This window comes from Streptomyces sp. RKAG337, from assembly GCF_023701715.1.
Taxonomy (GTDB): Bacteria; Actinomycetota; Actinomycetes; order Streptomycetales; family Streptomycetaceae; genus Actinacidiphila.
In genome coordinates, this window is sequence record NZ_JAJOZA010000001.1 from 2,185,995 (window position 1) to 2,210,874 (window position 24,880).

The window sequence follows — 24,880 nt, forward strand, 5'->3', positions numbered from 1 at the left end:
CTGATCCCCCATCACCAGAAGCCCCCGTCCTCCTCGGATGGGGGTTTTTGGCGTGACGGAGGCCCGGTCGGACATTACGTTGGGACAATGATTGAACTGCAGGGGCTCACCAAGCGGTACGGGGACAAGACCGCTGTCGACCACCTCACGTTCACCGTGCGCCCCGGCGTGGTGACCGGCTTCCTCGGGCCGAACGGGGCGGGCAAGTCCACCACCATGCGGATGATGCTGGATCTGGACAACCCGACCGCGGGCGATGTGCGCATCGACGGCAAGCACTACCGGGAGCTCAGCGAGCCGTTCAAGTACATCGGCGCCCTCCTGGACGCGAAGGCCATCCACGGCGGCCGCACCGCGTACAACCACCTGCTGTGCCTCGCGCAGTCCAACCGCATTCCGGCCTCCCGGGTCGACGAGGTGCTGGAGACCGTCGGCCTGTCCTCGGTCGCGAAGAAGCGGTCCAAGGGCTTCTCGCTCGGCATGGGCCAGCGGCTCGGCATCGCGGGCGCCCTGCTCGGCGACCCCGAGATCCTGATGTTCGACGAGCCGGTCAACGGGCTCGACCCCGAGGGCATCCACTGGATCCGCAACCTGATGAAGGATCTGGCCGCCCAGGGTCGTACGGTCTTCGTCTCCAGCCACCTGATGAGCGAGATGGCGCTGACCGCCGAGCACCTGGTCGTCATCGGCCAGGGCCGGCTGCTCGCGGACACCTCGATGGCCGACTTCATCGCGACGAACTCCCGCTCGTACGTCCGGGTCAGGACCCCTGATCCGGAGCGGCTGCGGGACGCGCTGGCCGCCGCGCAGATCACCCCGGTGGTCACCGGCGACGGCTCCTTCGAGATCGAGGGCGGCGATCCGGCGCGGATCGGCGAGCTGGCCGCGAAGCACCAGCTGACCCTGCACGAGCTGAGCCCGCAGCGGGCCTCACTGGAAGAAGCCTTCATGCAGCTCACCGCCGACTCGGTGGAATACCACGCGGGCGGGCACCTCGCCGGTGACCCGGCCGGTGCGGTACCCGTCACGGACCCCGCCGCCCCGCAGTGGGGCGCCGGCTGGTCCGGCGGCAAGGACAGCACCCCCAGCACCGGAAAGGAGTCCTGACCATGGCGGCTCCCGGCGCGGTCCTGCAGTCGGAATGGACCAAGATCAGGACGGTACGGTCCACGGTGTGGACGCTGGCGCTGGCGTTCATCGTCACCGTCGCGCTCAGCGCGGTCATCTGTCTGGTCATCAAGAGCACCTTCAGCGACATGTCGGAGGGCGACCGGGCCACCTTCGACCCGACGAGCTCCAGCTTCGCGGGGATGGCACTCGGTCAGCTCGCGCTGATCGTGTTCGGCGTCCTGGTGATCGCCAGCGAGTACAGCTCGGGCATGATCCGCACCTCCCTCGCGGCGGTCCCGCAGCGCGCCTCGTTCTACTTCTCCAAGGTCGTCGTCGCCGGAGCGCTCGCGCTGGTGGTCGGCATGGCCACCAGCTTCATCTCGTTCTTCCTCGGCCAGGCGCTCCTCGGCAGCCACAAGGTGACGATCAGCGACCCGGGCGTGCTGCGCGCGGTGTTCGGCACCGGGCTCTACATGACGTTCCTGGTGCTGTTCTGCGTGGGCGTCGCGACGATGCTGCGCAGCCCGATGCTCGGCCTGGGCATCCTGATGCCGTTCTTCTTCCTCATCTCACCGATCCTGTCGGCGGTGCCGAAGGTGAAGACGGTGGCGAAGTACTTCCCCGACCAGGCCGGCCAGCAGATCATGCGCGTGGTGCAGGAGGACAACCCGGCGCCGTACGGCCCGTGGGCCGGGCTGGGAATCATGGCGGTCTGGGTCGCCGCCGCCCTCATCGGCGGCTACGTGGTCCTGAAGAACCGCGACGCGTGAGCGATACCGGCAGGGGTACCGGAAGTACACCCCTGCTGGAACCGTTCATGCCCCTGTAGCCTCCTAAACCTCACGGGGGCACGTGCCCCGGTTGAAGGCGAGGGGCAAGCATGATCGAGGCAACGGGCCTCACCAAGCGCTACGGCGCGAAGACGGCTGTGTACAACCTGTCGTTCCAGGTCCGATCGGGCGCCGTGACCGGCTTCCTCGGACCCAACGGCTCGGGCAAGTCCACCACCATGCGGATGATCCTGGGCCTGGACGACCCGTCGGCGGGCCGTGTCACCATCGGCGGCCAGCCGTACCGGCAGCTGACCAACGCCCCCCGCAGAGTCGGCGCGCTCCTCGACGCCAAGGCCGTGCACGGCGGCCGCAGCGCGCGCCAGCACCTGCTGTGCCTGGCGCAGCTGTCCGGCATCCCGGCCCGCCGGGTGGACGAAGTACTGGGCGTCGTCGGGCTGCAGGACGTCGCGTCGCGCCGCTCCAAGGGCTTCTCGCTCGGCATGGGCCAGCGGCTCGGCATAGCGGGCGCCCTGCTCGGCGACCCCGAGGTGCTGCTCTTCGACGAACCGGTGAACGGCCTGGACCCCGAGGGCATCCTCTGGGTCCGCAACCTCATGCGGAAGCTCGCCGCCGAGGGCCGCACGGTCTTCGTGTCGAGCCACCTGATGAGCGAGATGGCGCTGACCGCCGACCACTTGATCGTGATCGGCCGCGGGCAGCTGCTCGCCGACATGAGCGTCAAGGACTTCATCGCCCGCAACTCGACCGCGCACGCCACGGTCCGCACCCCCGACGACGCCGGGATGCGCGAGAAGCTGTCGAAGGCGCTCAGCGAGGCCGGCGGCCTCGTGCAGCCCGAGCAGGACGGCGCCCTGCGCGTCACCGGCCTGGAGCTGCCGCGGATCAGCGACCTCGCGCACGAGATCGACGTACGCCTCTGGGAACTGTCGCCGCACCAGGCCTCGCTGGAAGAGGCGTACATGCGGATGACCAGCGGCGCGGTGGACTACCGCTCCACGGAGGACCTGCGCCAGGGGCTGCAGCAGCCCGCCCCGCACCCGCAGCAGGGCTACCAGCAGGCCGGTTACCCGCCGCAGGGCCAGTACCCGCAGGGCGGTTACCCGCAGGGTGGTTACCCGCCGGCCGGTTACCAGCAGCAGGCGCCCGCCGGCTGGGGCCAGCCGCCCACGCAGCAGGCCCAGCAGCAGCTGTACACCCAGCCGCCGGCACAGCCCGCCCAGCCCTACGCGCAGCCCTACGGCCAGCAGCCCGCGGGACCGCCGCCGCAGCCGTACGCGGCGACCACCGCGGTACCCGCGCAGCCGCCGGTCGTGCCTGCCGCCCCGGTCGCCCCGGCTCCGCCGGCCGCGCCCGCCGCGCCCCCCGTGGTTCCGCCCACCGCTCCCAGCCTCAACAAGTCCGACAGCGAGGACGCCCGATGACCGCCCCCGTCCCCGCCCCCGGCGCTCCCTACGCGTACACCCAGCAGTACACGTCGCCGATCCCGGTGCAGAACACCACGCTCGCGCACGCGCTGAAGTCCGAGTGGACGAAGATCCGCACGGTGCGGTCCACCGTGTGGACGATCAGCGTGATGCTCGCCGTCGTCATCGGCATCGGCCTGCTGGTGACCATGGCGATGAGCAGCAGCGACTACGTCGGGGCGCCGCTGCTCAGCGGCGGCCTGTTCGGGCTGATGCTCGGCCAGCTCGCGGTGATCACCCTCGGCGTCCTGGTGGTGACCTCCGAGTACAGCACCGGCATGATCCGTACGACGTTCACCGCCTGCCCGAGCCGTTCCCGGGTGCTCACCGCCAAGGCGATCGTCTTCTTCGGCCTGTCGTTCGTGACGACGACCGCGGCCTGCGGGATCACCGCGCTCATCAACTCCGCGGCCCTGTCGGACCAGAAGGTCCCGTCCTCGGCCTACGAGGACTCGGTGATGCGGGATTCGATCGAGGCCGGCAAGGTCGTCGCCCACGGCGGCCAGTGGCTGGGCGCCACCGTCGGCGCCGGTCTGTTCGTGGCGCTGCTCGGTCTGCTCTCGCTGGCGATCGGCACCCTGCTGCGGCACTCGGCGGGCGCGATCACGGCCATGATGGGCGTGGTGCTGCTGCCGCTGATCCTGGCGCTCTTCATGTTCGCCGAGAGCATGCACTCGCTGCGCGACTTCCTGATCAAGTACTCGGCGCTCAACGGGCTCGCGTCCATGTACCGGATCCCGATGGACGGCGGCACCAGTACCGGCTGGCCGGGCCTCGGGCTGCTGGCGATCATCACGGCGATCGCCCTGGCCGGCGCCTACGCGGTACTGGCCAAGCGCGACGTCTGACCGCTTCCTCAGTAGCGCGGTGCGTTACGGGACCGCTGCACCCTCGTGGTGCGGCGGTCCTTCGCGTTCCAGCACGCCCGGTGCCAGTGCCTGCGGTCGTCGACACCGCCGCCGTACTCCGGCCAGGCCACCAAGTGCCCGACGGCGGGCGGAATCTCCTGGTCGCAGCCCGGGCACCGGTAGGCCTTGCCCGCGGCACTTCCGGCGATCGGCCGGACCGACCACTCCTCACCCTGCCAGGTCTCGGTACGCTCGGGACCGCGGCCCGTGCCCGATTCCCCGGGACGGTCGGCGGGGCTGTCACCACCGCGCGGGTGGTTTCGACGCGGCGACATGGGACACCTCGCGGTTCGGTCGGATCGGGGCGGCTCGTCCCAGAATACGCGGCGGGTCACAGGGCGGACGTACCTCCGATCGCGCCCCCACCCGCCCCCGTCCGACATCCGTTGCCGAAAATCATGAAATCGCTGCGGCAGGCCGTGCCTTTGGCACGTGTCAAGCGTTAGTGCCTGTAGAGGAGGGAGTGACCGATGCGTGTTGGGACTTTTGTTCTCGCGGCTCAGTTCCCCGGCCAGGGCCAGGGTGAGGTGCTGCACCGGGCGGTACGGTCGGCCGAGCTGGCCGAGTCCGCGGGGCTGGACACCGTATGGCTGGCCGAGCACCATTTCGTTCCGTACGGAGTCTGCCCGTCCGCGGTGACGCTCGCTGCGTTTCTGCTGGGTCGCACCAGCACCATCGGGGTCGGCACGGCGGTCAGCGTGTTGCCGACCGCCCATCCGGTGGCGCTCGGCGAGCAGGCCGCACTGCTGCACATAGCCTCCGGCGGCCGTTTCACCCTCGGCGTCGGGCGCGGCGGCCCCTGGGTGGACCTGGAGGTCTTCGGCGCCGGCCTCGAAGCCTTCGAGCACGGCTTCCCGGAATCGCTGGACCTGCTGATGCGCTGGCTGCGCGAGCCGCGCGTCGGGGCGGACGGGCCGCGCTATTCGTTCCGCGAGGTGCCCGTCGTACCGCGCCCGGACGAGCTCGACGAGCCGGGCCCGCCGGTCGTGGTCGCCTGCACCTCACCGAACTCCGTCCGGCTGGCCGCGGAACGCGGTCTGCCGATGCTGCTCGGGATGCACTGCGGCGACGAGGAGAAGGCCGGGATGGTCGAGCTCTGGCAGCTCACGGCGCGGGCGGCGGGGCTCTCCCCCGAAGTCATCGCGGCGGCCGGGTCCGAGCACGTTTCGGCGGGCGTCGTCCAGATCGCGGACAGCCGAGCGGACGCGGTCGAGGCACTGGTGAAGGCGATGCCCGGCTGGCTGCAACGCGGCCTGGCCGCCCATCAGACCGTGGACGGCAGCGCCCGCGCGATGCGGAACCCGCTCAGTTACACGGAGTTGCTCTGCGATCTCCACCCGGTGGGGACCGCCCAGCTCTGCGCCGACCGGCTGGCGGCCACCTCCGAGCGGACGGGGATCACCCGCTTCGCGCTGCTGGTGGAGGGCTCGGGAGATCTGGCTGTCACCGAGGAGAACGTCATGCGACTGGGCAGCGACGTGCTCCCGCAATTGGCCTGAACCGGAGGCGGGAGCACGTGAACCGCTGTCACATGAGGATCAGCAGTCCCTGAACTCCGGTGACTGGTTGAGCAGTTGGGAGCGCACGGACGTAAACTTTCCGTAACTCCCGTCAACGGCCGGGTCGAGCGGGAAGACCGCTACCCGGTGGCAGTTCTGGAACGCGAGTCGGACCCCGAAGTGGCGCTGCAGGGCACCGCGTATCGCGTCACTCGCCAGCGCGCGCAGCAGCTGACCGCGCGCCTGTTCGTCCGGCGGCGGCACCTGGTTGTCGGCGAAGGAACCACCGTCAACCTTGAGTTGCGCCACCAGTGAACTGATCATCTCCCATGCGTACGGCAGGGATGTCCGGACGCAGTCGACGAATTCCTTCTCGTCGACCTCGCCTCGCTCGGCCTGTTCGAGGAGGGCCGGTGAGACGTCGAGCGACATGGGTACTCCTCTCGTGACCCCGCAATGTGCGGAGCCAGACGGACATGGACCGGAAACCGGCCGAGCTTCTCCCGCACGACGGCTTCCACATACAACGGTAGGCGGCACGGTCCTGGCGCACCAGGAGGTAGCGCCCACAACCGGCCATTTTTCAACAGTCGCCCGGACCCTCCCCTTGAGGGCGAATCGCGCACGGGGCGGGGCGTCGAGTAGCGTTGCCCACCATGCGCCTCGTCATTGCCCGCTGCTCCGTGGACTACGCGGGCAAGCTCTCCGCCCACCTTCCGTCGGCGACCCGTCTGCTCCTCGTGAAGGCCGACGGTTCGGTCTCCATCCACGCCGACGACCGCGCCTACAAGCCGCTCAACTGGATGTCCCCGCCGTGCACGCTCAAGGTGGGCGACGACGGTGTCTGGACGGTGGTCAACAAGGCCGGTGAGCAGCTGATCATCACCATCGAGGAGGTCCTCCACGACTCCTCGCACGAGCTCGGGATCGACCCCGGCCTCATCAAGGACGGCGTCGAGGCCCACCTCCAGGAACTGCTCGCGGACCGCATGGAAGTACTGGGTGCGGGGTGGACCCTGATCCGGCGCGAGTACATGACGGCGATCGGGCCGGTCGACATCCTGTGCCGGGACGCCGAAGGCGTCACGGTCGCGGTCGAGCTCAAGCGGCGCGGCGACATCGACGGCGTCGAGCAGCTCACCCGCTACCTCGAGCTCCTGAACCGCGACCCGCACCTCGCCCCGGTGAAGGGCGTCTTCGCCGCCCAGGAAATCAAGCCCCAGGCCCGCGTCCTGGCCACCGACCGCGGCATCGGCTGCGTCGTCCTCGACTACGACGCGATGCGCGGCATCGAGGACGACAAACTCCGCCTGTTCTGATCGCAGGCCGTTCCGCTCACGAGCGGATCGCGCTAGGCGCGCTGAGCCCCGACCTGGGAGTTACTACCGGGCCGGGGTTTCAGCGTTACGGGGTGGCGCCGCCGGGCGGGGTGGTCGGCGTATCGGTGGGCGGAATCGTCGTTGGCGAGGTGGTCGGGGTGGTCGGCTGCGTGGTCGGAGTCGTCGGCTTGATCGTCGTCGGGGTGCCCGACGGGCCGCCAGTCGTTCCTGGAGGGGACGACGTGTGCCCCGTTGAGGGCGACGTGTGCGTGCCGGTGCCCGGCGCCGAGGACGATCCGCCCGGCTTGCCCGACGTCGCGGGCGCTCCGCCAGGCGTCGTCGGCGCCGTGCCCGTCGTCGGCGTGCCCGGTTTCGTCGAGGTGGTGCCGTCCGTCGTCTGCTGGTCGGCGGGGAGGCCGGCGTTCTGGTCGTCCGGCTGGGCGGACTCGACGGGCTTCACGTTGTTCGGCACATTGCGGTTCTCGCTGCTGCCCGCGGAGGTGCCGAGCGTGACGACGGTGCCGATGATCGCCGCGAGTGCGGCGCCCGCGCCCGCGGCGAGGAGGTTGCGGCGGGAGTTGCCGAAGACGGTCCGTGCGGTCCTGCGGGCCGGCAGGCCGCCCCCGGTGAGCCGCTTGCTGATGACCGTGACGGGCGGGTCGTAGGAATCGCGGCCGGGAGCGGCGGACGCCGCGAGGTGCGAGTCCGGGCCCGCGCCGGGTATCTCCAGGCCGGCCGCGGGCAGCGTGAGCGCCACGGAGCCGCTGGAACGGTCGTTGACGAGCGCGAGGGTCCGTCGGCCCACCAGGGTGCCCTGGCGGTCGGCGAGCGCCCCGCGCAGGGCTATGGAAGCCTCCAGCTCGGCCCGGGCCCGGTCGAGGCCGCCGGTGCAGAGCGCGAGGACGCCCAACTCGTGATGGAAGTAGGCCTCTTCGGCCACTTCGCCGGCCAGTCGGGCTGATTCCTGCCCGATCCGCAGCGCCCGCTCCCAGGCGCTCCAGTGCAGTGCGCCGGCGAACGCGGGGGCCGCGGTGCGGGCGAGGAGGACGGCGTTGCTGGGGTGTCCGGCATCGCGGCAGGCGGCCATCGCGGCGAGGATCGCCTCGGCCTCGGTGGCGGCCCGTTCCGGGGCGACCGAGGGGTGGCCCGCCCACCAGGCGTAGTGCTGGGCCGCGGCGAGGGCGAGGGCGGTGTCCTCCGACTCCGTGGAGAGTCCCACGGACAGCTGCTGACGCACCCCGGCGGCGAGCCGGTAGTGCGAGGCGACGGGGACGGCGAGGCCGCAGGCGGCTATCTCGCCGAGCGCGGCGTCACCGTGGGTGTCGCCCACGAGCGCGGGCAGGTGCGAGGGGTGCGGGCATTCGCCGTCGAGCGCGACGGCGAAGTCCAGCGCCTGCTGGGCCGCCTCGCTCAGCCGGGACGCGAGCAGTTCGGCGGGCGCGGCGCTCTCGGCGAGCGACGGCAGCGGTATGCGGCCGGCGGGCTCGGCGTCGAACGGGCCGCCGTCCTCGGGCCCTGAGCCCGAGGTCCAGACGGAGTCGTCCCACTCCTGCTCGGCCTCGATCGGGTTGCGCAGGACGTCGCGCTGCCGCAGCAGCGCACCGGCCTGGAAGAAGCGCAGCGGCAGACCCTCGGACTCGAACCAGAGGTCTGCTGCCCAGGCGGCCTCCTCCTCGTCGAGCGGGCGCTCCACGACGTGCTCCAGCAGGGCCAGACACGCGACGCGGGTGAGGCCGGGCAGGAAGACCTCTTCGATCAGCGAGTCGGGGGCGGGGGCGGCGACGTCCGGGGTCGCGGTGATCAGAAAGGCGCACTCCGGCACGGCGTTCAGCAGCTCTTCGAGCGCGGTGCCGCCGAATTCCAGGTCGTCGAGGACCACGATCGCGCCGACGTCGCTGAGCAGCTCCAGGAGCCGCGGGCGGTCGGGGCGGTATCCGTCGGCCTCGTAGACGAGGGCGAAGAGGTCCTGCAGCAGGTCGGCGGAGGTGCGGCGGTAGCCGGACAGCCGCAGTATCCCGTCGGGCGCGAGGTCGGCGCAGGCGTCGGCGACGACGTCCAGCAGCGAGCTGCGGCCGGCGCCGGAGGGGCCGGTGACCCGGACCGAGCGGCCGCGGGCGAGCAGCCGGACGAGCCGCTCCCGTTCCTCTTCGCGCTCCAGCAGGGGCAGCTCGGGCGCCCGCGGGCCCGGGGGCAGCTGCGGTCGGCGGTCCTTGGCCTGCCGCAGCCGGTCCTGCGGGGTGCGGCGCGCGGGCGCGCGCCGCTCCTCCGGCGGGCACTGCGCGACCTCGCTGCCGTCCACCGGGTTGATGGTGAGCAGGAAGTCGCCGGCGACCACCTGGACGACCCGGGCGGGGCCGGGGCGACCCGGGTCCCCTTCGGGCCACAGGGTCTCCCCGCCGAAGACGGGGGCAGGCTCGCGCGGCGGGCGCGGTATGCGCGCCAGCGCCATGGTCTCGTCGGCGGCACCCGTCTCGGGCTCTGGTACCGCGAGATCGTCTGGTCGACCGGAGTGTGGGTCCATTGTTTCCGCCCCCCATATGCGTCGCGTACGGGGTCGTGTCGGACCACCGTAGTCCGCTTAGTCGGACCGGTCCGGTTCCCCTCCTCGACCCACCGTGTGGCAGGCCGGAAACCGAACTCTAAAGCCCCGGACAGTATTGCCGAAGGGCAGGGGCGTTGCGCTCCCCTTACATCACCTTTCAGCCTCGATCGCCAGGATTCGGTGCAGTCGTGTGGCTACGAGCAGCCGCTGCATCTGTGGCGGAACGCCCCGCAGCACGAGCCGTCGGTTGACCCGGCCCGCCCTTCGGTGCGCTCCCATGATCACGCCCAGGCCCGCGGCGTCCCACGAATCCAGTGCTGTCAGGTCCAGCACAAGATCGCCGCAACCGGAGTCCACGGCGGTGTGCAGGACGGTACGGGCGTCCGCCGCGCTGCGGACGTCGAGACGGCCTCCGACGACCAGCTCGGCATGGTCGCCCTGGATATGCATAAATCGCTCCCGGTGGAGTGATGGTGTGATGGGTTCCGCGATGGCTCACCACAACTGACGGTTCGTCGCATATAAACGTTGCCGTCTGTGAGCGAACCGATACCGAATTCACTCCTGGGAGTGAAAAGGGTTAGTACGTGTAGAAGCCCTGTCCGCTCTTCCGGCCCAGGTCGCCGGCGTCGACCATGCGGCGCATGATCTCCGGTGCGGCGAACTTCTCGTCCTGCGACTCGGCGTAGATGTTGCCGGTGGCGTGCAGCAGGATGTCGACGCCGGTCATGTCCGCGGTGGTCAGGGGACCCATCGCGTGGCCGAAGCCGAGCTTGCAGGCGATGTCGATGTCCTCGGCCGACGCGACCCCGGACTCGTAGAGCTTGGCCGCCTCGACGACGAGCGCCGAGATCAGCCGGGTGGTGACGAAGCCCGCCACGTCGCGGTTGACGACGATGCAGGTCTTGCCGATCTCCTCGGCGAAGGCCTTGGCGGCGGCCAGCGTCTCGTCACTGGTCTTGTAGCCGCGCACGAGTTCGCACAGCTGCATCAGCGGTACCGGCGAGAAGAAGTGGGTGCCGACGACGCGCTCCGGGCGCTCCGTGACCGCCGCGATCTTGGTGATCGGGATGGCGGAGGTGTTGGAGGCGAGGATGGCGTCCTGGCGGGCGATCTTGTCGAGCGCCCGGAAGATCTCCTGCTTGACCTCGATCTTCTCGAACACCGCCTCGACGACGATGTCGGCATCCGCGACGGCTTCCAGCTCGGTGGTGGTGGTGATCCGGGCGAGCGCCGCCTCGGCGTCCTCGGCGGTCATCTTCCCCTTGGCGACGAACTTCCCGTACGAGGCCTGGATACCGCCCAGACCGCGGGCGAGCGCCTCGTCCGTGACGTCACGCAGCACCACGTCGTAACCGGCTGCCGCCGATACCTGAGCGATGCCGGAGCCCATGAGACCGGCTCCGATGACGGCGAGCTTCTTCGCCACGACACACACCTTTACGTTCGGGGATTCTGGCCGGACCTTAACGCCCGCTCACACCCCGGCGCAGTAGGAAGAGAGGCGGGTCACTCTGTGTCTTTCGTCGCACTGGCACGGCACTCGGCGCGGTGGCTCTGCGTCTTTCGTCGCTTGACCTCCTCCCAGCCGCAGTACGGCCGGGATTCCTTGGAGCCCTCGTACCTGTCATCAAACAGCTTTGACAGGTGAGGGGTTCAGGGGTTCACGCATCCGCCTCCCGCTGGAGCGGGGACTCGGCCCGTCGGAACTGGGCCTGCGCGTGCAGTCGACCGCCGGTCCGGCGGCAGTGAACAAGTCCTGAGTGGCCAACAGATGCGTGCCACGCCGATGGAGGATTCGGGACGCGCTGCGATCCGCGTCATCTCTGTGTCCGCAACCACGGCACTCGAACCGGTCCCGGCTGATCCGGGAGGCCGCATCTCGGTGACCGCACTCGGCACAAGTCTGCGAGTAACCTGCCGGATTGACGGCGACAAGGCACGAGCCGTACCAGGAGGACTTGTACTCCAGTTGTCTGCGGCGCTCTCCCGGCATGTTGTCGAGGATTCCCCGATTGACTGCGGCCTTCTGAGCGACTCGGGTGCCGGGCTCCTCCACGCTGCCGTGTGCGCCGGCTGTCATGTTGATCACGCGCAAGTCCTCAATGGCGACCATGCCGTGGTTCTTGGCAAGGTCGCTGGTCAGCTTGTGCGTGAAGTCATGTCGTCGCCGGGCCTGCCGGGCTTTCACCTCGGCGATCTGTCGCGTAGTGCGTCGCAGACGATTGCCGTACCTTCCTCCGTTGTGCTTCTTGGCGAAGGTGATCTGTCTGACCTGGCGTCGCTGTAGGCCGAGAAGGCGCCGTTCCTCACCGTCGGAAAGCGTCTTCGGCATGACACGGGGCGAGGATTCATCCGACACATACGCGGCCTGGACGACGCCGAAGTCCACTCCACATCCAGGCTTACCGTTCGGTGCTCCAGGCTTTCGTCCCGTTGCAACGCCGAAGGAGACGTACCACCGGCCTGACCGCTCCAGGACGACTGTCGCGTTCTTCACCTCGCCGCCCAAGGCGCGTGTGAGACGAAATCTCACCGGCCCGATCTTCGGCAGGGTAACCGATGCCCATCTGCGGCTGAGCTTCTCGACCCGGACCGCCTGGCCGGGAAGGGGGACCGACAACTTCCCCGAACGCTTCTTGAACACCGGCGCACCGGACGGATGGTCGCGGTTCCACCAGTTCTCGTAAGCGGCGTCGAGATGGCGCAGTACCGATTGGCCGGCCTGCGCGGGCAAGTCCTTCAACCAGTCCAATTCCGCCCGCGCCGCGGTGAGGTGAGTGCCTTGGGTTGCAAGCCGCAAGGTGACACCGCGTTGTCGATATACGTATTGGCGCTGCTCAAGGGCCAGGTTCCAGAGTGCTCGGCAACTGTGCCCCCACCCTCGCAGGCGTCCCGCCTGCTCATGGGTCGGGTGCAGTCGGTACCGTCGGCCCTCGTCGGCCTGGCACCTCTTCGTCTTCGCGCTGTTCCTGACCTGAGCCATTGCCCCTCCCTTCGAACTTCTTAACGAACCGCCCGTCCATGGGTCACCCGTACGGCCCATGACCGCCTTCGTCGGCGACTACTGGACCGGCACGGTCGGTGTGGGTGCGCTGGTCGCCGCCGGGTTCGCGGTGGTGTCCGTGACGGTGGGCACACGGGTCTTCACCAGGGCCGGTGCGTGACTACGCTCGGCCGTATGGTCAATCTGACGCGCATCTACACCCGCACCGGGGACACCGGCACGACCGCCCTCGGCGACATGAGCCGCACCGCCAAGACCGACGTCCGGATCTCGGCCTACGCGGACACCAACGAGGCGAACGCCGCCATCGGGGTGGCCATCGCGCTGGGCTCGCTCCCGGCGGAGGTCTCCGCGGTCCTCACCCGAGTGCAGAACGATCTCTTCGATGTCGGTGCGGACCTCGCCACGCCGGTGGCCGAGGACCCCAAGTACCCGCCGCTGCGCGTCGAGCAGTCGTACATCGACAAGCTGGAGGGCGACTGCGACCGCTTCCTGGAGGAGCTGGAGAAGCTCCGCAGCTTCATCCTGCCCGGCGGGACCGCGGGGGCGGCCCTGCTGCACGCCGCCTGCACGGTGGTCCGGCGCGCGGAGCGCTCGACGTGGGTGGCGCTGGAGCAGTACGGCGAGATCATGAACCCGCTCACCGCGACGTACCTCAACCGGCTGTCGGACCTGCTGTTCATCCTGGCGCGGACGGCCAACAAGGAGCTCGGCGACGTGCTGTGGGTGCCGGGCGGCGAACGCTGACGAGCTCCGCTCGCCGGGGCGCGGGCTGTCCGGCGGTGGCTCAGGCCCGCCGGGCGGCGGCCGGCTCGCGCTTCGGCCAGATCGTGTAGCTGGCGGCGATGACCAGGTTGATGCCGGTGATCATCGCCATTCGCAGCTGCCACTGCGTCAGCGCGTCCGTCCGGTCCGCGTCGCCGACCGCCCAGACGGCCGCCTGCAGCAGCACCACGGCGATGACCGCGGCGAGCGCCGTGCGGGCGAGCGTCCGCCACTCGTGGACGGCGCGCGCCCTGCCGTACTTCGGCGCACCGGCCGGCTTCGGTCCGCCGGCGAAGCGGTGGGCGAAGTGGCCGTCGGCCCACCGCACCATGGAGTGGCCGTAGGCGACCGAGAAGCCGATGTAGGCGGCGGCCAACCCGTGCTTCCCGTCGGCGGTGGCGCCGCCGCGCAGGTCGAGGACGGTGGCGACGAGCAGCACCAGGTCCACCAGCGGCACGCAGGCCAGCACCACCGCACCGGGCTTCGGCCGCCGCAGCGGGTAGCGCAGCACGAGCCCGGCGGCCAGCACCAGCCAGAAGCCGATCTCGCACGCGACGATCACGGTGATGAGCATGACCTGACACCTCTCCCTCGGGTTTCCTCCAGCCTCGCGGGCGTCCCGCCCGGTTACGTCGTCGCGCCTGACGATCCGGGTCTGCATCCTTCGATGTACCGGCCTACGACCGGCAGACGACGCCCGGACCCCTCGCGGCGTGCTGTGATGGACGCATGCCGCTCGCCCTCCCCCGCCCGCACCGGACCGATGTGCGGATCGCCGTCGCCGGGCTGCTCGGCGGGCTGGTGATGTGGTCGTTCGGCCTCTACACGCATTCCGGCCGGGCGCCGCAGGTCCCGGCCTGGGGGACTCTGCTGCCGCTGATGCTCATGGCCGGCTGCGCACTGCTGCGCCGCACCGCCCCGGCGGTGGCGATCATCACCGGCGTCGTCGCCCTGAGCGCCGACATGATCATCGGATCCCTGCTGGTCACGGTGCTGATGTTCACCGACATCGTCTACGCGGCCGTGTTGTACGGCCCGAAGCGGATGACGCGGTCGGTGCCCGCCGTGAGCATCGTCATGACGACGGCGATCACCATCACCCTGGCGCTGACCCAGCGCAACGCGCAGGCGCTGTCCGGTGGCCTGATCTGCGCGCTGATCTCGGTGGCCCCGGCCTGGAGCGGGATCATCGTCCGGCAGCACCGCGACACCGCGGACGCGGCGACGCTGCGGGCCGAGCAGACGACGCTGCTGGCCGAGCTGGACCGGCAGCAGGCGGTGACGGCGGAGCGCGCCCGGATGGCGCGGGAGCTGCACGACATGGTCGCCAACCACCTCTCCGCGATCGCCATCCACTCCACGGCCGCGCTGTCGATCGACAAGCGCGAGGGCCCGGCCCGTGACGCGCTCGGGGTGATCCGGGAGAACAGCGTCCAGGGGCTGTCCGAGATGCGCCGGCTGATCGGGCTGCTCCGGGACACCGAAGGGGACGCGGCGCCGGCCGCCGCGCCCACGCTGAAGGCGCTGGACGCGCTGCTGGAGCACGCCCGCGCCGGCGGCGCCGAGAGCGGGCAGACGTTCGCGCTGCGGGACGGCCGCCCGCACGACGCTCCCCCGCTGTCGACCCCCGTCGAGCTGGCGGCGTACCGGATCGTGCAGGAGTCGCTGACCAACGCGCTCAAGCACGCGGCGCCCGGCGAGGTCCTGGTCGTGCTGGAGCAGGACGAAGAGGCCCTCACCGGCACCGTCAGCAGCCCGTTCGGCGACCGGGACGGTCCGCGCGCGCCCGGGTCCGGTTCGGGGCTGATCGGTATGCGGGAGCGGGCGGAGCTGCTCGGTGGGTCCTTCGAGGCGGGCCTGGAGCAGGCCGCTGACAGTGACGGCAAGGTGTGGCGGGTGCGGGCGGTACTGCCCGTCGACTGCGGGGGAAGAGCCGGATGATCCGTGTGGTGGTGGCCGAGGACCAGAGTGCCGTGCGCGCCGGGCTGGTGATGATCCTGCGCTCCGCCCCCGATATCGCGGTGGTCGGCGAGGCGGCCGACGGCGAGGAAGCGGTGCTGCTGGCCCGCGAACTGCGGCCTGACGTGGTGCTGATGGACATCCAGATGCCACGTCTCGACGGTGTCGAGGCGACCCGGCGGGTGGTCGCCGAGCAGCTCGCGGACGTCCTGGTGCTGACCACCTTCGACCTGGACGAGTACGTCTTCGGAGCGCTGCGCGCGGGCGCCGCCGGCTTCCTGCTCAAGGACACCGACGCGGAGCGGCTGCTGGAGGGGGTGCGGCTGGTGGCGCGCGGCGACGGGATGATCGCCCCGGCGGTCACCCGGCGGCTCATCGGAGCGTTCGCCGGGCAGCCGGTGAAGCGGTCCGCCGACCCCGCCGTTCTGGACGTACTGACCCCGCGCGAGCGCGAGGTGCTGGCGTGTCTCGGCAGCGGGCAGTCGAACGCTGAGATCGCGGTGCGGCTGGAGATGGCCGAGGCGACGACGAAGACGCACGTCAGCCGGATCCTGGGGAAGCTGGAGATGCGCAGCCGGGTCCAAGCGGCGGTACTGGCACAGGAGTTGGGTATGGTCCAGACCTCTTGACCTATGGTCCAGACCTTTCTACGCTCACCCACACAACAGATGGTGAGCGGACCATGACAATCACGCGATGATCCACCGTCGGAATGACTGTCGGGCGTGCTCTCCGGGCGGCGCAGGTTCCCCCCTTCCCCCCAACCTCGAGGAGCACCCTTGAGAACAGGAACCGCACAGCTCTTCCGGCGCAGATTAGCCGCGGTCGCCACCGCGCTGCTGCTCCCGCTGGCCGCGATCGTCGGTCTGGCCACCCAGGCGAACGCGGCCGCGTCCGCCACCGCGACCTACGCCAAATCGTCCGACTGGGGCACCGGGTTCGGTGCCGGCTGGACCATCAAGAACACCGGTACGACGACGATCACCTCCTGGACCGTCGAATGGGACTACCCCACCGGCACCTCGGTCACCTCCTTCTGGGACGCGACCGTCACCCACACCGCCAACCACTGGACCGCCAAGAACGTGGGCTGGAACGGCACCCTCGCCCCCGGCGCCAGCGCCGGCTTCGGCTTCAACGGCGCGGGCTCCGGCAGCCCGAGCGGCTGCAAGGTCAACGGCGGTTCCTGTGACGGCGGTACGGTGCCGCCGGGCGACAACCCGCCCTCCGCCCCTGGCGCCCCCACGGCCAGCGGCATCACCAACACCTCCGCCACCCTCTCCTGGACGGCGGCGACCGACGACAAGGGCGTCAAGAACTACGACGTCATCCGCGACGGCACCACCGTGGCGACCGTCACCGGCCTCACCTACACCAACACCGGTCTGACCGCGGGCACCGACTACGTCTACACCGTCAAGGCCCGCGACACCACCGACCAGACCGGCCCGGCGAGCAACGCGACCATCGTGCACACCACCGGCGGAGGCGGCGGCGACCCCGGCGGCACGTACGCCAAGGTCGGCTACTTCGTGCAGTGGGGCATCTACGGCCGCGGCTACACCGTGAAGTCCCTGGTCAGCACGGGCGCGGCGGCGAAGCTCACGCACATCAACTACGCCTTCTCCAACATCGACCCGGCCAACCTGACCTGCATGAACGGCGTCACCAAGGCCACCACCAGCAACCCGGAGGACCCCAACCAGGGGGACGGCGCCGGTGACTCCTGGGCGGACTACGAGAAGGGCTTCAGCGCCGGCGAGTCCGTCAACGGCAGCACCGACACCTGGGACCAGCCGCTGGCCGGCAACTTCAACCAGATCAAGCAGCTCAAGGCCAAGTACCCGAACCTCAAGGTCAACATCTCGATCGGCGGCTGGACCTACAGCAAGTACTTCTCGGACGCCGCAAAGACCGCGGCCTCCCGGCAGAAGTTCGTGCAGTCCTGCATCGACATGTACCTCAAGGGCAACCTGCCCGTCAGCAACGGACGCGGCGGCCCCGGCTCCGCGGCCGGTGTCTTCGACGGCGTGGACATCGACTGGGAGTGGCCCGGCTCGCCCGACGGGCACCCCGGCAACCACTACTCCACCGCGGACAAGGCCAACCTCACCGCGCTGCTGGCCGAGTTCCGCACCCAGATGAACGCGCTCACCACGACCACCGGGAAGAAGTACCTGCTCACCGCGTTCACCCCGGCCGACCCGGCCAAGGTCGACCTCGGCTGGGACATCAGCGCCAACGGCATCTTCAAGTCGATGGACTTCGCCAACGTCCAGGGGTACGACTTCCACGGCTCCGGCAGCGACAACAGCTGGGAACCGCTCCGCACCGGCCACCAGGCCAACCTCTATCCCGACACCCAGGACCCGTACACCACCCACTTCAGCGTCGAGGGCGCCGTCAACAAATACCTCGGCGCCGGCGTCAGCCCCCGCCAGCTCACCATCGGCCTCGCCTTCTACGGGCGCGGCTGGCAGCAGGTCACCGACGGTGGCGCGCACGGTGAATGGCAGGCGGCCAACGGGGCCGCGCCCGGCCAGTTCCCCGAGGAGTCCGGCACCCGCGGCTACAGCAACCTGATCGCCTCGGTCGGCGGCCTCACCGTCTACCACGACGAGCAGTCCGTGGCGACGTACGGCTACACCGGCGCCAACGGCCAGTGGTGGAGTTTCGACGACACCTGGTCGATCGGCAAGAAGAGCGCCTGGATCAAGTCCAAGAACCTGCTCGGCGCGATGATCTGGGAGATGTCCGGTGACACCGGAACCCTCATGACGTCCGTGGACAGCGGGCTCAAGTAGAAGCCCCCCGGCCGGGGCCCGACACGCCGCCCGTCGTCCCCGGCCGGGGACAGCCAGAAGCCCTCGACCGCCACGCACGGCAGTCGAGGGCTTCTCACGTAGGACAGGGGCTTACGCCACATTCACCCTCCCCCAGACTCCGTCCGGGGGTGCCCCCATACAGCGAGGCCCCTCTTATTTAAGCCACATTGACTCGCTGGCCAGGCGGTGCGGCTTCCAGCCAGGCCAGGAAGCCCGTCAGGGCGTCCTCGCTCATCGCCAGCTCCAGCCGGGTGCCGCGGTGCGCGCACAGCAGCACGGTGGCGTCGGAGAGCAGTGCCAGCTCCTCCTGGCCCTGCGGGGGCCGGCGGCTGAGCACCTCGATCGCGGGACGGTCCAGCACGCGGCGCGGCCGCGGCGAGTACGAGAAGACCCGGAACCACTCGATCCGGTCACCGCTGTAGCGGGCCACACCGTAGACCCAGCCCTTGCCGGTGGACTCGACCTCTTCCCCGTCGGCCGGGGCCGGTCGCAGACTGCAGTCGAAGGTGCCGCCGGGGCGCTGGATCAGCCGCCGGCGGAGCCCGAAGACGAACAGTCCCAGCAGCGCCGCCGCCACAATCCCGCCACACACCTGAAAAGCGAGGATCACGCCCACCGACCTCCTCGCCTAGGAATGGCTACTGCCCTTACTGTGCCGGAGCCGCGGACCGCCCCATGGGCTGTCCGCGGCATCCAGGTATATCCGCTCAGTGACCGCTCGAAACGGCGGCCAGCCGGACCTCGGCACGCCTTTCGGCGGCTGCGTCGGTGTCGGCCTTGGAACGCTCCAGAGCCCGCTCGGCACGCGCGACGTCGATCTCGTCGGCGAGCTCCGCGATCTCGGCGAGCACCGAGAGCTTGTTGTCGGCGAAGGAGAGGAATCCACCGTGTACGGCGGCGACCACGGTGCCACCGTCGCTCGTACGGATCGTCACGGGACCGGACAGCAGCACACCCAGCAGCGGCTGGTGTCCCGGCATGACGCCGATGTCACCGGACGGCGTGCGCGCGATGACCATGGTGGCTTCGCCGGACCAGACACTGCGGTCCGCTGCGACCAGCTCGACGTGCAGCTCAGCCAAGACGGCTCCTCGGTTCGGCACCCACCGCTTCCGGCGGGTGTTGGGTCAAAGAATAGTGGAGGTTTCCCCGCCGTTACCGCCAGGGACCCGCTCCCGCGGGTGCGCAGGGGGTGAAAGGTGCTGTCGTACGCACCGTCCACCCCCGCGCGTCGTGCCGCCGGACTCAGCTGACGCCGAGCTCCTTGGCGTTGCGCACCAGGTCCTCGATACCGCCGCACATGAAGAACGCCTGCTCGGGGAAGTGGTCGTAGTCACCGTCGGCGATGGCGTTGAACGCCGTGATCGACTCTTCGAGCGACACGTCGGAGCCGTCCACACCGGTGAACTGCTTCGCCACGTGGGTGTTCTGCGACAGGAAGCGCTCGATCCGACGGGCGCGGAAGACGGTGAGCTTGTCTTCTTCACCCAGCTCGTCGATGCCGAGGATCGCGATGATGTCCTGGAGGTCCTTGTACTTCTGCAGGATGCCCTTGACGCGCATGGCGCAGTCGTAGTGGTCCTGCGCGATGTAGCGCGGGTCCAGGATCCGGGACGTCGAGTCCAGCGGGTCGACCGCCGGGTAGATGCCCTTCTCCGAGATCGGACGCGACAGAACGGTCGTCGCGTCCAGGTGGGCGAAGGTCGTCGCCGGGGCCGGGTCGGTCAGGTCGTCCGCGGGAACGTAGATCGCCTGCATCGAGGTGATCGAGTGACCGCGGGTCGACGTGATGCGCTCCTGAAGGATGCCCATCTCGTCGGCCAGGTTCGGCTGGTAACCCACCGCGGACGGCATACGGCCGAGCAGGGTGGACACCTCCGAGCCCGCCTGGGTGTACCGGAAGATGTTGTCGATGAAGAAGAGCACGTCCTGGCCCTGAACATCGCGGAAGTACTCCGCCATGGTCAGACCGGCGAGCGCCACACGGAGACGGGTGCCCGGGGGCTCGTCCATCTGGCCGAAGACCAGCGCGGTCTTGTCGATGACGCCGGACTCGGTCATCTCCTCGATGAGGTCGTTGCCCTCACGGGTACGCTCACCGACACCCGCGAACACCGACACACCGTCGTGGTTGTTGGCGACGCGGTAGATCATTTCCTGGATCAGCACGGTCTTGCCGACACCGGCACCACCGAACAGACCGATCTTGCCGCCCTTGACGTACGGGGTCAGCAGGTCGATGACCTTGACGCCGGTCTCGAACATCTCGGTCTTGGACTCGAGCTGGTCGAAGGCCGGGGCCTTGCGGTGGATCGGCCAGCGCTCCGTGATCTCGACCGTGGACGGGTCCACGTTCAGGATCTCACCGAGGGTGTTGAACACCTTGCCCTTGGTGACGTCGCCCACGGGGACGGTGATGCCCGAGCCCGTGTTGGTCACCGGGGACTGGCGGACCAGACCGTCGGTGGGCTGCATCGAGATGGTGCGGACCAGGCCGTCACCCAGGTGCTGGGCGACTTCCAGGGTCAGCGTCTTCAGCTTGCCGTCCTCGGCCGGGTCAGCGACCGTGACGTGCAGAGCGTTGTAGATCTCCGGCATCGCGTCGACGGGGAATTCCACGTCGACGACCGGGCCGATGACCCGAGCGACGCGGCCAGTAGCCGTGGCCGTTTCAACAGTGGTGGTCATAGTGGTTAGTCACTCCCCGCGCTAGCGTCGGCGAGGGCGCTCGCGCCACCGACGATCTCGCTGATTTCCTGGGTGATTTCGGCCTGGCGGGCCGCGTTGGCAAGCCGGGAGAGCTTCTTGACGAGGTCTCCGGCGTTGTCGGTCGCCGACTTCATCGCGCGACGGCGGGCAGCGTGCTCGGAAGCGGCGGCCTGCAGCAGTGCGTTGTAGATACGGCTCTCGACGTACCGCGGCAGCAGGGCGTCGAGGACGCCCTCAGCCGACGGCTCGAAGTCGTACAGCGGCAGGATCTCTCCCTTGCCGTGCGACTCCTCCTGCGCCTTCAGCGCCTCCGCGTCGAGGCTGAGCGGCAGCAGCCGGTTGTCCACCGGCGACTGCAGCATCATCGAGACGAACTCGGTGAACACGATGTGGATCTCGTCCACACCGCCCTCGGCCGTGTCCTGCTGCACCGCCGCGATCAGCGGTGCGGCGATCGCCTTGGCGTCCCCGTAGGACGGCTGGTCGGTGAAGCCCGTCCAGGACTCCACGACCTTCCGCTCACGGAAGTTGTAGTACGCGACGGCCTTACGGCCGACGAGGTACGAGTCGACCTCCTTGCCCTCCGAGCGAAGCCGCTCGGTGAGCCGGTCCGCAGCCTTGATCGCGTTGGACGAGTACCCGCCGGCCAGGCCGCGGTCGCTCGTGATGAGCAGAACCGCGACCCGGGTGGGCGACTCGACCTCGGTGGTCAGGGCGTGCTTGGTGTTGGAGCCCGTGGCGACCGCGGTCACCGCGCGGGTGAGCTCGGTCGCGTACGGACCCGATGCCGCCACCTGACGCTGCGCCTTGACGATGCGCGAGGCGGCGATCATCTCCATCGCCTTGGTGATCTTCTTGGTCGCGGTTACCGACTTGATGCGACGCTTGTAGACCCTGAGCTGGGCTCCCATGCTCAGCCCTCACCCAGGAGCTTGCCGTCCGACGTCTCAAACTGCTGCTTGAAGGTGGCAACGGACTCGGCAAGCGCCTGCAGCGTGTCGTCGGACATCTTCGCGCCCTCGACGATGCTGTTCATCAGGCCCTTGTGCTCGCGGCCCATGTAGTCGAGGAGCTCCCGCTCGAAGCGGCGGATGTCCTCGACCGGGACGTCGTCCATCTTGCCGGTGGTGCCGGCCCAGATGGAGACGACCTGGTCCTCGACCGAGTACGGCGCGTACTGGCCCTGCTTCAGCAGCTCGACCATCCGCTTGCCGCGCTCCAGCTGGTTCTTGGACGCCGCGTCCAGGTCGGAACCGAAGGCGGCGAACGCCTCCAGCTCGCGGTACTGGGCGAGGTCCACGCGCAGTCGGCCGGACACCTGGCGCATGGCCTTGTGCTGCGCGCTGCCGCCGACTCGCGAGACCGAGATACCGACGTTCAGCGCCGGGCGCTGGCCCGCGTTGAACAGGTCGGACTCCAGGAAGCACTGGCCGTCGGTGATGGAGATGACGTTGGTCGGAATGAACGCCGACACGTCGTTCGCCTTGGTCTCGACGATCGGCAGACCGGTCATCGAACCCGCGCCCATGGCGTCCGAGAGCTTCGCGCAACGCTCGAGGAGACGGGAGTGCAGGTAGAAGACGTCACCCGGGTACGCCTCGCGGCCCGGCGGGCGGCGGAGCAGCAGGGAGACGGCGCGGTAGGCGTCGGCCTGCTTCGACAGGTCGTCGAAGACGATCAGGACGTGCTTGCCCTGGTACATCCAGTGCTGGCCGATGGCCGAACCGGTGTACGGGGCGAGGTACTTGAAGCCGGCCGGGTCGGACGCCGGAGCCGCGACGATCGTCGTGTACTCGAGAGCGCCCGCCTCCTCCAGCGCACCGCGCACGGACGCGATGGTGGAGCCCTTCTGGCCGATGGCGACGTAGATGCAGCGGACCTGCTTCTTCGGGTCGCCGGAACGCCAGTTGTCACGCTGGTTGATGATCGTGTCGACGGCCAGGGCGGTCTTGCCCGTCTGGCGGTCGCCGATGATCAGCTGACGCTGACCGCGGCCGATCGGCACCATCGCGTCGACGGCCTTGAGGCCGGTCTGCATCGGCTCGTGCACCGACTTACGCACCATGACGCCGGGAGCCTGCAGCTCCAGGGCGCGCCGGGCGTCCGTCTCGATCTCGCCGAGGCCGTCGATCGGGTTGCCGAGCGGGTCGACGACCCGGCCCAGGTAGCCCTCGCCGACCGCGACGGACAGGACCTCTCCGGTGCGTCGCACCGGCTGGCCCTCCTCGATACCGCTGAACTCGCCGAGGACGATCGCGCCGATCTCGCGCTCTTCGAGGTTCAGCGCGAGACCGAGGGTCCCGTCCTCGAACTTCAGCAGTTCGTTCGCCATGGCCGAGGGAAGACCCTCGACCTTCGCGATGCCGTCACCGGCCTCGCTGACCGTGCCGACCTCCTCGCGCGAGGCGGCGTCCGGCTGGTACGACTGGACAAAGGTCTCCAGCGCGTCCCGGATCTCCTCCGGCCGGATCGTGAGCTCCGCCATCTGGGTTCCCTGCTCTCCTTGTTGGGCCCGAAGTTTCCTGCGGGTGCCTGGGGGTCGTCCCCGGCAGGCACCTCGCTACGGCCCAACTCGGGCCGCGGTCATGCTCTTGAGTTGGTGGCTGGTCTCAGCCGGCCATCCGCCGGGCCGCCTCTTCGAGGCGGTCGGCGATGGTGCCGTTGATGACCTCTTCGCCTACGCGCACCGTGATCCCGCCGAGGACCGTCGGGTCCACGTCGAGGTTCAGGTGCACCTGCCGGCCGTACAGCTTGGCCAGCGCGGCGCCGAGGCGCTGCTTCTGCTGGTCGGTCAGCGGTACGGCCGAGACCACCACCGCGACCATCCGATTACGGCGGGCGGCTGCCAGCTTGGACAGGGCTTCGAGCCCTGCTTCCAGGCTACGTCCCCGCGGGTGGGTGACAAGCCGGGCGACCAGTCGCTCGGTGACCGGGCTGACCCGGCCGTCGAGCAGTGAGCGCAGCAGCTCGGCCTTGGCCGAGGTCGCGGCGACCTTGTCGGTCAGCGCGGCCCGCAGCTCGCTGCTGCCGGAGACGATCCGGCCGAAGCGGAACAGCTCGTCCTCGACGTCGTCGAGAGCGCCCGCGCGCTGGGCGGCGACCAGGTCGGCGGCGTAGGAAAGCTCCTCCACCGCGTCCGTCAGGTCACGCGACCGGGACCAGCGGGAGCGGACCAGGCCCGACACGAGGTCGAGGGTCTCTCCGCCGATCTGGCCGCCGAGCAGCTGCTCGGCCAGTCCCGCCTTGGCCTCGCCGGTCTTCGCCGGGTCGGTCAGGGCACGCCGCAGCGATCCCTCGCGGTCGAGCAGCCCCGTGACGGAGGCCAGCTCTTCCCCGAGCTTCGCCGCGTCGACGGACGTGTTGTCCGTCAGCGCGTCGAGCTGCTCGCGTCCGGCGGCCAGTGCCTCGCGGCTCGCGCCGTTCATCGCGTGGCCTCGGCCTTCTCCTCGAGCTCGTCGAGGAAGCGGTCGATGGTGCGGCTCTGCCGGGCGGTGTCCTCGAGGGACTCGCCGACGAGCTTGCCGGCCAGGTCGGTGGCGAGCTTGCCCACGTCCTGGCGCAGCGCCTGCGCGGCGGCCTTGCGGTCGGCCGCGATCTGCGCGTGGCCGGCCGTGACGATGTCCTCGCGCTGCCGCTGGCCTTCCGCGCGCATCTCGGCGATGAGCGCGGCGCCCTGCTCCTGCGCCTCCTGGCGCAGTCGCGCGGCTTCATGCCGGGCCTCGGAGAGCTGCTCGCGGTACTGCTCGAGCGTCTGCTGCGCCTCGGCCTGGGTGGCCTCGGCCTTCTCCATGCCGCCTTCGATGGCCTCGCGGCGCTCGTCCAGAACCTTGTTGATGTTCGGGAGGAGCTTCTTGGCGAGGAAGCCGAAGACGATGGCGAAGGCGATCAGGCCGATGATGAGCTCGGGGATCGGCGGGATGAGGGGGTTTTCCGCCTCCTCGGCCGCCATCTGTACCAGGGCGATCACATCAGTGCCTTCC

Annotated in this window: 25 protein-coding genes; 11 read left to right on the plus strand and 14 right to left on the minus strand. The window is 69.7% G+C overall.

Annotated elements, in window-relative coordinates:
- Positions 1 to 87: 87 nt before the first annotated feature.
- From LNW73_RS09565 to LNW73_RS09580, 4 genes are all read left to right on the plus strand, one after another.
- Positions 88 to 1,107 carry an ABC transporter ATP-binding protein gene (locus tag LNW73_RS09565; RefSeq protein WP_250977774.1) on the plus strand — a complete coding sequence of 340 codons (1,020 nt, stop codon included), beginning with the start codon at positions 88 to 90 and terminating at the stop codon, positions 1,105 to 1,107.
- A 2-nt stretch (positions 1,108 to 1,109) separates the two neighbouring features.
- On the plus strand, positions 1,110 to 1,880 hold the full coding sequence (locus tag LNW73_RS09570) for an ABC transporter permease (protein WP_250977773.1): 771 nt from the start codon (positions 1,110 to 1,112) through the stop codon (positions 1,878 to 1,880).
- Positions 1,881 to 1,990: 110 nt separating this feature from the next.
- Entirely contained in the window at positions 1,991 to 3,325 is a 1,335-nt protein-coding gene (locus LNW73_RS09575) for an ABC transporter ATP-binding protein (protein ID WP_250989640.1), read from the plus strand.
- Positions 3,322 to 4,215, plus strand: a complete 894-nt coding sequence (locus LNW73_RS09580) for an ABC transporter permease (RefSeq protein WP_250989641.1) — start codon at positions 3,322 to 3,324, stop codon at positions 4,213 to 4,215. The genes LNW73_RS09575 and LNW73_RS09580 overlap by 4 nt, the downstream gene beginning before the upstream one ends.
- Positions 4,216 to 4,223: 8 nt before the next feature.
- Here the strand turns inward: LNW73_RS09580 and LNW73_RS09585 are convergent, their stop codons facing one another.
- A complete protein-coding gene (locus LNW73_RS09585; protein ID WP_250989642.1) occupies positions 4,224 to 4,550 on the minus strand; it encodes an ATP/GTP-binding protein in 327 nt (108 codons plus the stop codon).
- A gap of 195 nt (positions 4,551 to 4,745) precedes the next feature.
- Here LNW73_RS09585 and LNW73_RS09590 point away from each other — a divergent pair, with 195 nt between their 5' ends.
- Positions 4,746 to 5,774, plus strand: a complete 1,029-nt coding sequence (locus tag LNW73_RS09590) for an LLM class flavin-dependent oxidoreductase (protein ID WP_250989643.1) — start codon at positions 4,746 to 4,748, stop codon at positions 5,772 to 5,774.
- Positions 5,775 to 5,813: 39 nt separating this feature from the next.
- Here LNW73_RS09590 and LNW73_RS09595 read toward each other — a convergent pair whose 3' ends face one another.
- Entirely contained in the window at positions 5,814 to 6,206 is a 393-nt protein-coding gene (locus tag LNW73_RS09595) for an SCO5389 family protein (protein ID WP_138357354.1), read from the minus strand.
- Between the two features lie 224 nt (positions 6,207 to 6,430).
- On the opposite strand from LNW73_RS09595, the gene nucS reads away from it, so the two are divergent.
- The gene (gene nucS, locus LNW73_RS09600; RefSeq protein WP_198357678.1) at positions 6,431 to 7,093 is read left to right on the plus strand and encodes an endonuclease NucS; all 663 of its coding nucleotides are present in this window, start codon (positions 6,431 to 6,433) and stop codon (positions 7,091 to 7,093) included.
- 85 nt (positions 7,094 to 7,178) lie between these two features.
- Here the strand turns inward: nucS and LNW73_RS09605 are convergent, their stop codons facing one another.
- The 4 genes from LNW73_RS09605 to LNW73_RS09620 all read right to left on the minus strand — a co-directional run bounded on the left by LNW73_RS09605 (position 7,179) and on the right by LNW73_RS09620 (position 12,621).
- Positions 7,179 to 9,614, minus strand: a complete 2,436-nt coding sequence (locus tag LNW73_RS09605) for an ATP-binding protein (protein WP_250989644.1) — start codon at positions 9,612 to 9,614, stop codon at positions 7,179 to 7,181.
- A gap of 171 nt (positions 9,615 to 9,785) precedes the next feature.
- Positions 9,786 to 10,085, minus strand: a complete 300-nt coding sequence (locus tag LNW73_RS09610) for an STAS domain-containing protein (protein WP_138355950.1) — start codon at positions 10,083 to 10,085, stop codon at positions 9,786 to 9,788.
- Positions 10,086 to 10,215: 130 nt separating this feature from the next.
- Positions 10,216 to 11,064 carry a 3-hydroxyacyl-CoA dehydrogenase family protein gene (locus LNW73_RS09615; protein ID WP_250977768.1) on the minus strand — a complete coding sequence of 283 codons (849 nt, stop codon included), beginning with the start codon at positions 11,062 to 11,064 and terminating at the stop codon, positions 10,216 to 10,218.
- Between the two features lie 201 nt (positions 11,065 to 11,265).
- On the minus strand, positions 11,266 to 12,621 hold the full coding sequence (locus LNW73_RS09620) for an RNA-guided endonuclease InsQ/TnpB family protein (protein WP_250989645.1): 1,356 nt from the start codon (positions 12,619 to 12,621) through the stop codon (positions 11,266 to 11,268).
- Positions 12,622 to 12,679: 58 nt separating this feature from the next.
- Here LNW73_RS09620 and LNW73_RS35915 point away from each other — a divergent pair, with 58 nt between their 5' ends.
- Both LNW73_RS35915 and LNW73_RS09625 read left to right on the plus strand, forming a co-directional pair.
- Complete coding sequence (locus tag LNW73_RS35915; protein WP_285390879.1) at positions 12,680 to 12,802, plus strand: hypothetical protein; 123 nt, start codon at positions 12,680 to 12,682, stop codon at positions 12,800 to 12,802.
- 14 nt (positions 12,803 to 12,816) lie between these two features.
- Positions 12,817 to 13,389: a cob(I)yrinic acid a,c-diamide adenosyltransferase gene (locus tag LNW73_RS09625; RefSeq protein ID WP_250977766.1), complete on the plus strand. Its 573-nt coding sequence runs from the start codon at positions 12,817 to 12,819 to the stop codon at positions 13,387 to 13,389.
- Positions 13,390 to 13,429: 40 nt separating this feature from the next.
- Here the strand turns inward: LNW73_RS09625 and LNW73_RS09630 are convergent, their stop codons facing one another.
- Entirely contained in the window at positions 13,430 to 13,981 is a 552-nt protein-coding gene (locus tag LNW73_RS09630; protein WP_250989646.1) for a hypothetical protein, read from the minus strand.
- 155 nt (positions 13,982 to 14,136) lie between these two features.
- Between LNW73_RS09630 and LNW73_RS09635 the strand changes: the two genes are divergently transcribed.
- The 3 genes from LNW73_RS09635 to LNW73_RS09645 all read left to right on the plus strand — a co-directional run bounded on the left by LNW73_RS09635 (position 14,137) and on the right by LNW73_RS09645 (position 18,170).
- Positions 14,137 to 15,348 (plus strand): sensor histidine kinase, encoded by a 1,212-nt coding sequence (locus tag LNW73_RS09635; RefSeq protein ID WP_250989647.1) that lies wholly within the window; start codon positions 14,137 to 14,139, stop codon positions 15,346 to 15,348.
- Positions 15,345 to 15,995 (plus strand): response regulator, encoded by a 651-nt coding sequence (locus LNW73_RS09640; protein ID WP_250989648.1) that lies wholly within the window; start codon positions 15,345 to 15,347, stop codon positions 15,993 to 15,995. The genes LNW73_RS09635 and LNW73_RS09640 overlap by 4 nt, the downstream gene beginning before the upstream one ends.
- Before the next feature lie 150 nt (positions 15,996 to 16,145).
- Entirely contained in the window at positions 16,146 to 18,170 is a 2,025-nt protein-coding gene (locus tag LNW73_RS09645) for a glycosyl hydrolase family 18 protein (protein WP_250989649.1), read from the plus strand.
- Positions 18,171 to 18,348: 178 nt separating this feature from the next.
- On the opposite strand, the gene LNW73_RS09650 is transcribed toward LNW73_RS09645, so the two are convergent.
- The 7 genes from LNW73_RS09650 to LNW73_RS09680 all read right to left on the minus strand — a co-directional run bounded on the left by LNW73_RS09650 (position 18,349) and on the right by LNW73_RS09680 (position 24,867).
- Positions 18,349 to 18,801: a DUF2550 domain-containing protein gene (locus tag LNW73_RS09650; RefSeq protein WP_250977761.1), complete on the minus strand. Its 453-nt coding sequence runs from the start codon at positions 18,799 to 18,801 to the stop codon at positions 18,349 to 18,351.
- A gap of 97 nt (positions 18,802 to 18,898) precedes the next feature.
- Positions 18,899 to 19,273, minus strand: a complete 375-nt coding sequence (locus LNW73_RS09655; protein ID WP_187145018.1) for a F0F1 ATP synthase subunit epsilon — start codon at positions 19,271 to 19,273, stop codon at positions 18,899 to 18,901.
- A gap of 163 nt (positions 19,274 to 19,436) precedes the next feature.
- Positions 19,437 to 20,879, minus strand: coding sequence for a F0F1 ATP synthase subunit beta (atpD, locus tag LNW73_RS09660; protein WP_164293367.1), 1,443 nt, complete (start codon positions 20,877 to 20,879; stop codon positions 19,437 to 19,439).
- 5 nt (positions 20,880 to 20,884) lie between these two features.
- The gene (locus LNW73_RS09665) at positions 20,885 to 21,811 is read right to left on the minus strand and encodes a F0F1 ATP synthase subunit gamma (RefSeq protein ID WP_250989650.1); all 927 of its coding nucleotides are present in this window, start codon (positions 21,809 to 21,811) and stop codon (positions 20,885 to 20,887) included.
- 2 nt (positions 21,812 to 21,813) lie between these two features.
- Positions 21,814 to 23,385 carry a F0F1 ATP synthase subunit alpha gene (gene atpA / locus LNW73_RS09670; RefSeq protein WP_250977759.1) on the minus strand — a complete coding sequence of 524 codons (1,572 nt, stop codon included), beginning with the start codon at positions 23,383 to 23,385 and terminating at the stop codon, positions 21,814 to 21,816.
- A 124-nt stretch (positions 23,386 to 23,509) separates the two neighbouring features.
- Entirely contained in the window at positions 23,510 to 24,325 is an 816-nt protein-coding gene (locus tag LNW73_RS09675) for a F0F1 ATP synthase subunit delta (protein ID WP_250989651.1), read from the minus strand.
- A complete protein-coding gene (locus tag LNW73_RS09680) occupies positions 24,322 to 24,867 on the minus strand; it encodes a F0F1 ATP synthase subunit B (RefSeq protein WP_250977757.1) in 546 nt (181 codons plus the stop codon). The genes LNW73_RS09675 and LNW73_RS09680 overlap by 4 nt, the downstream gene beginning before the upstream one ends.
- Positions 24,868 to 24,880: the final 13 nt, after the last annotated feature.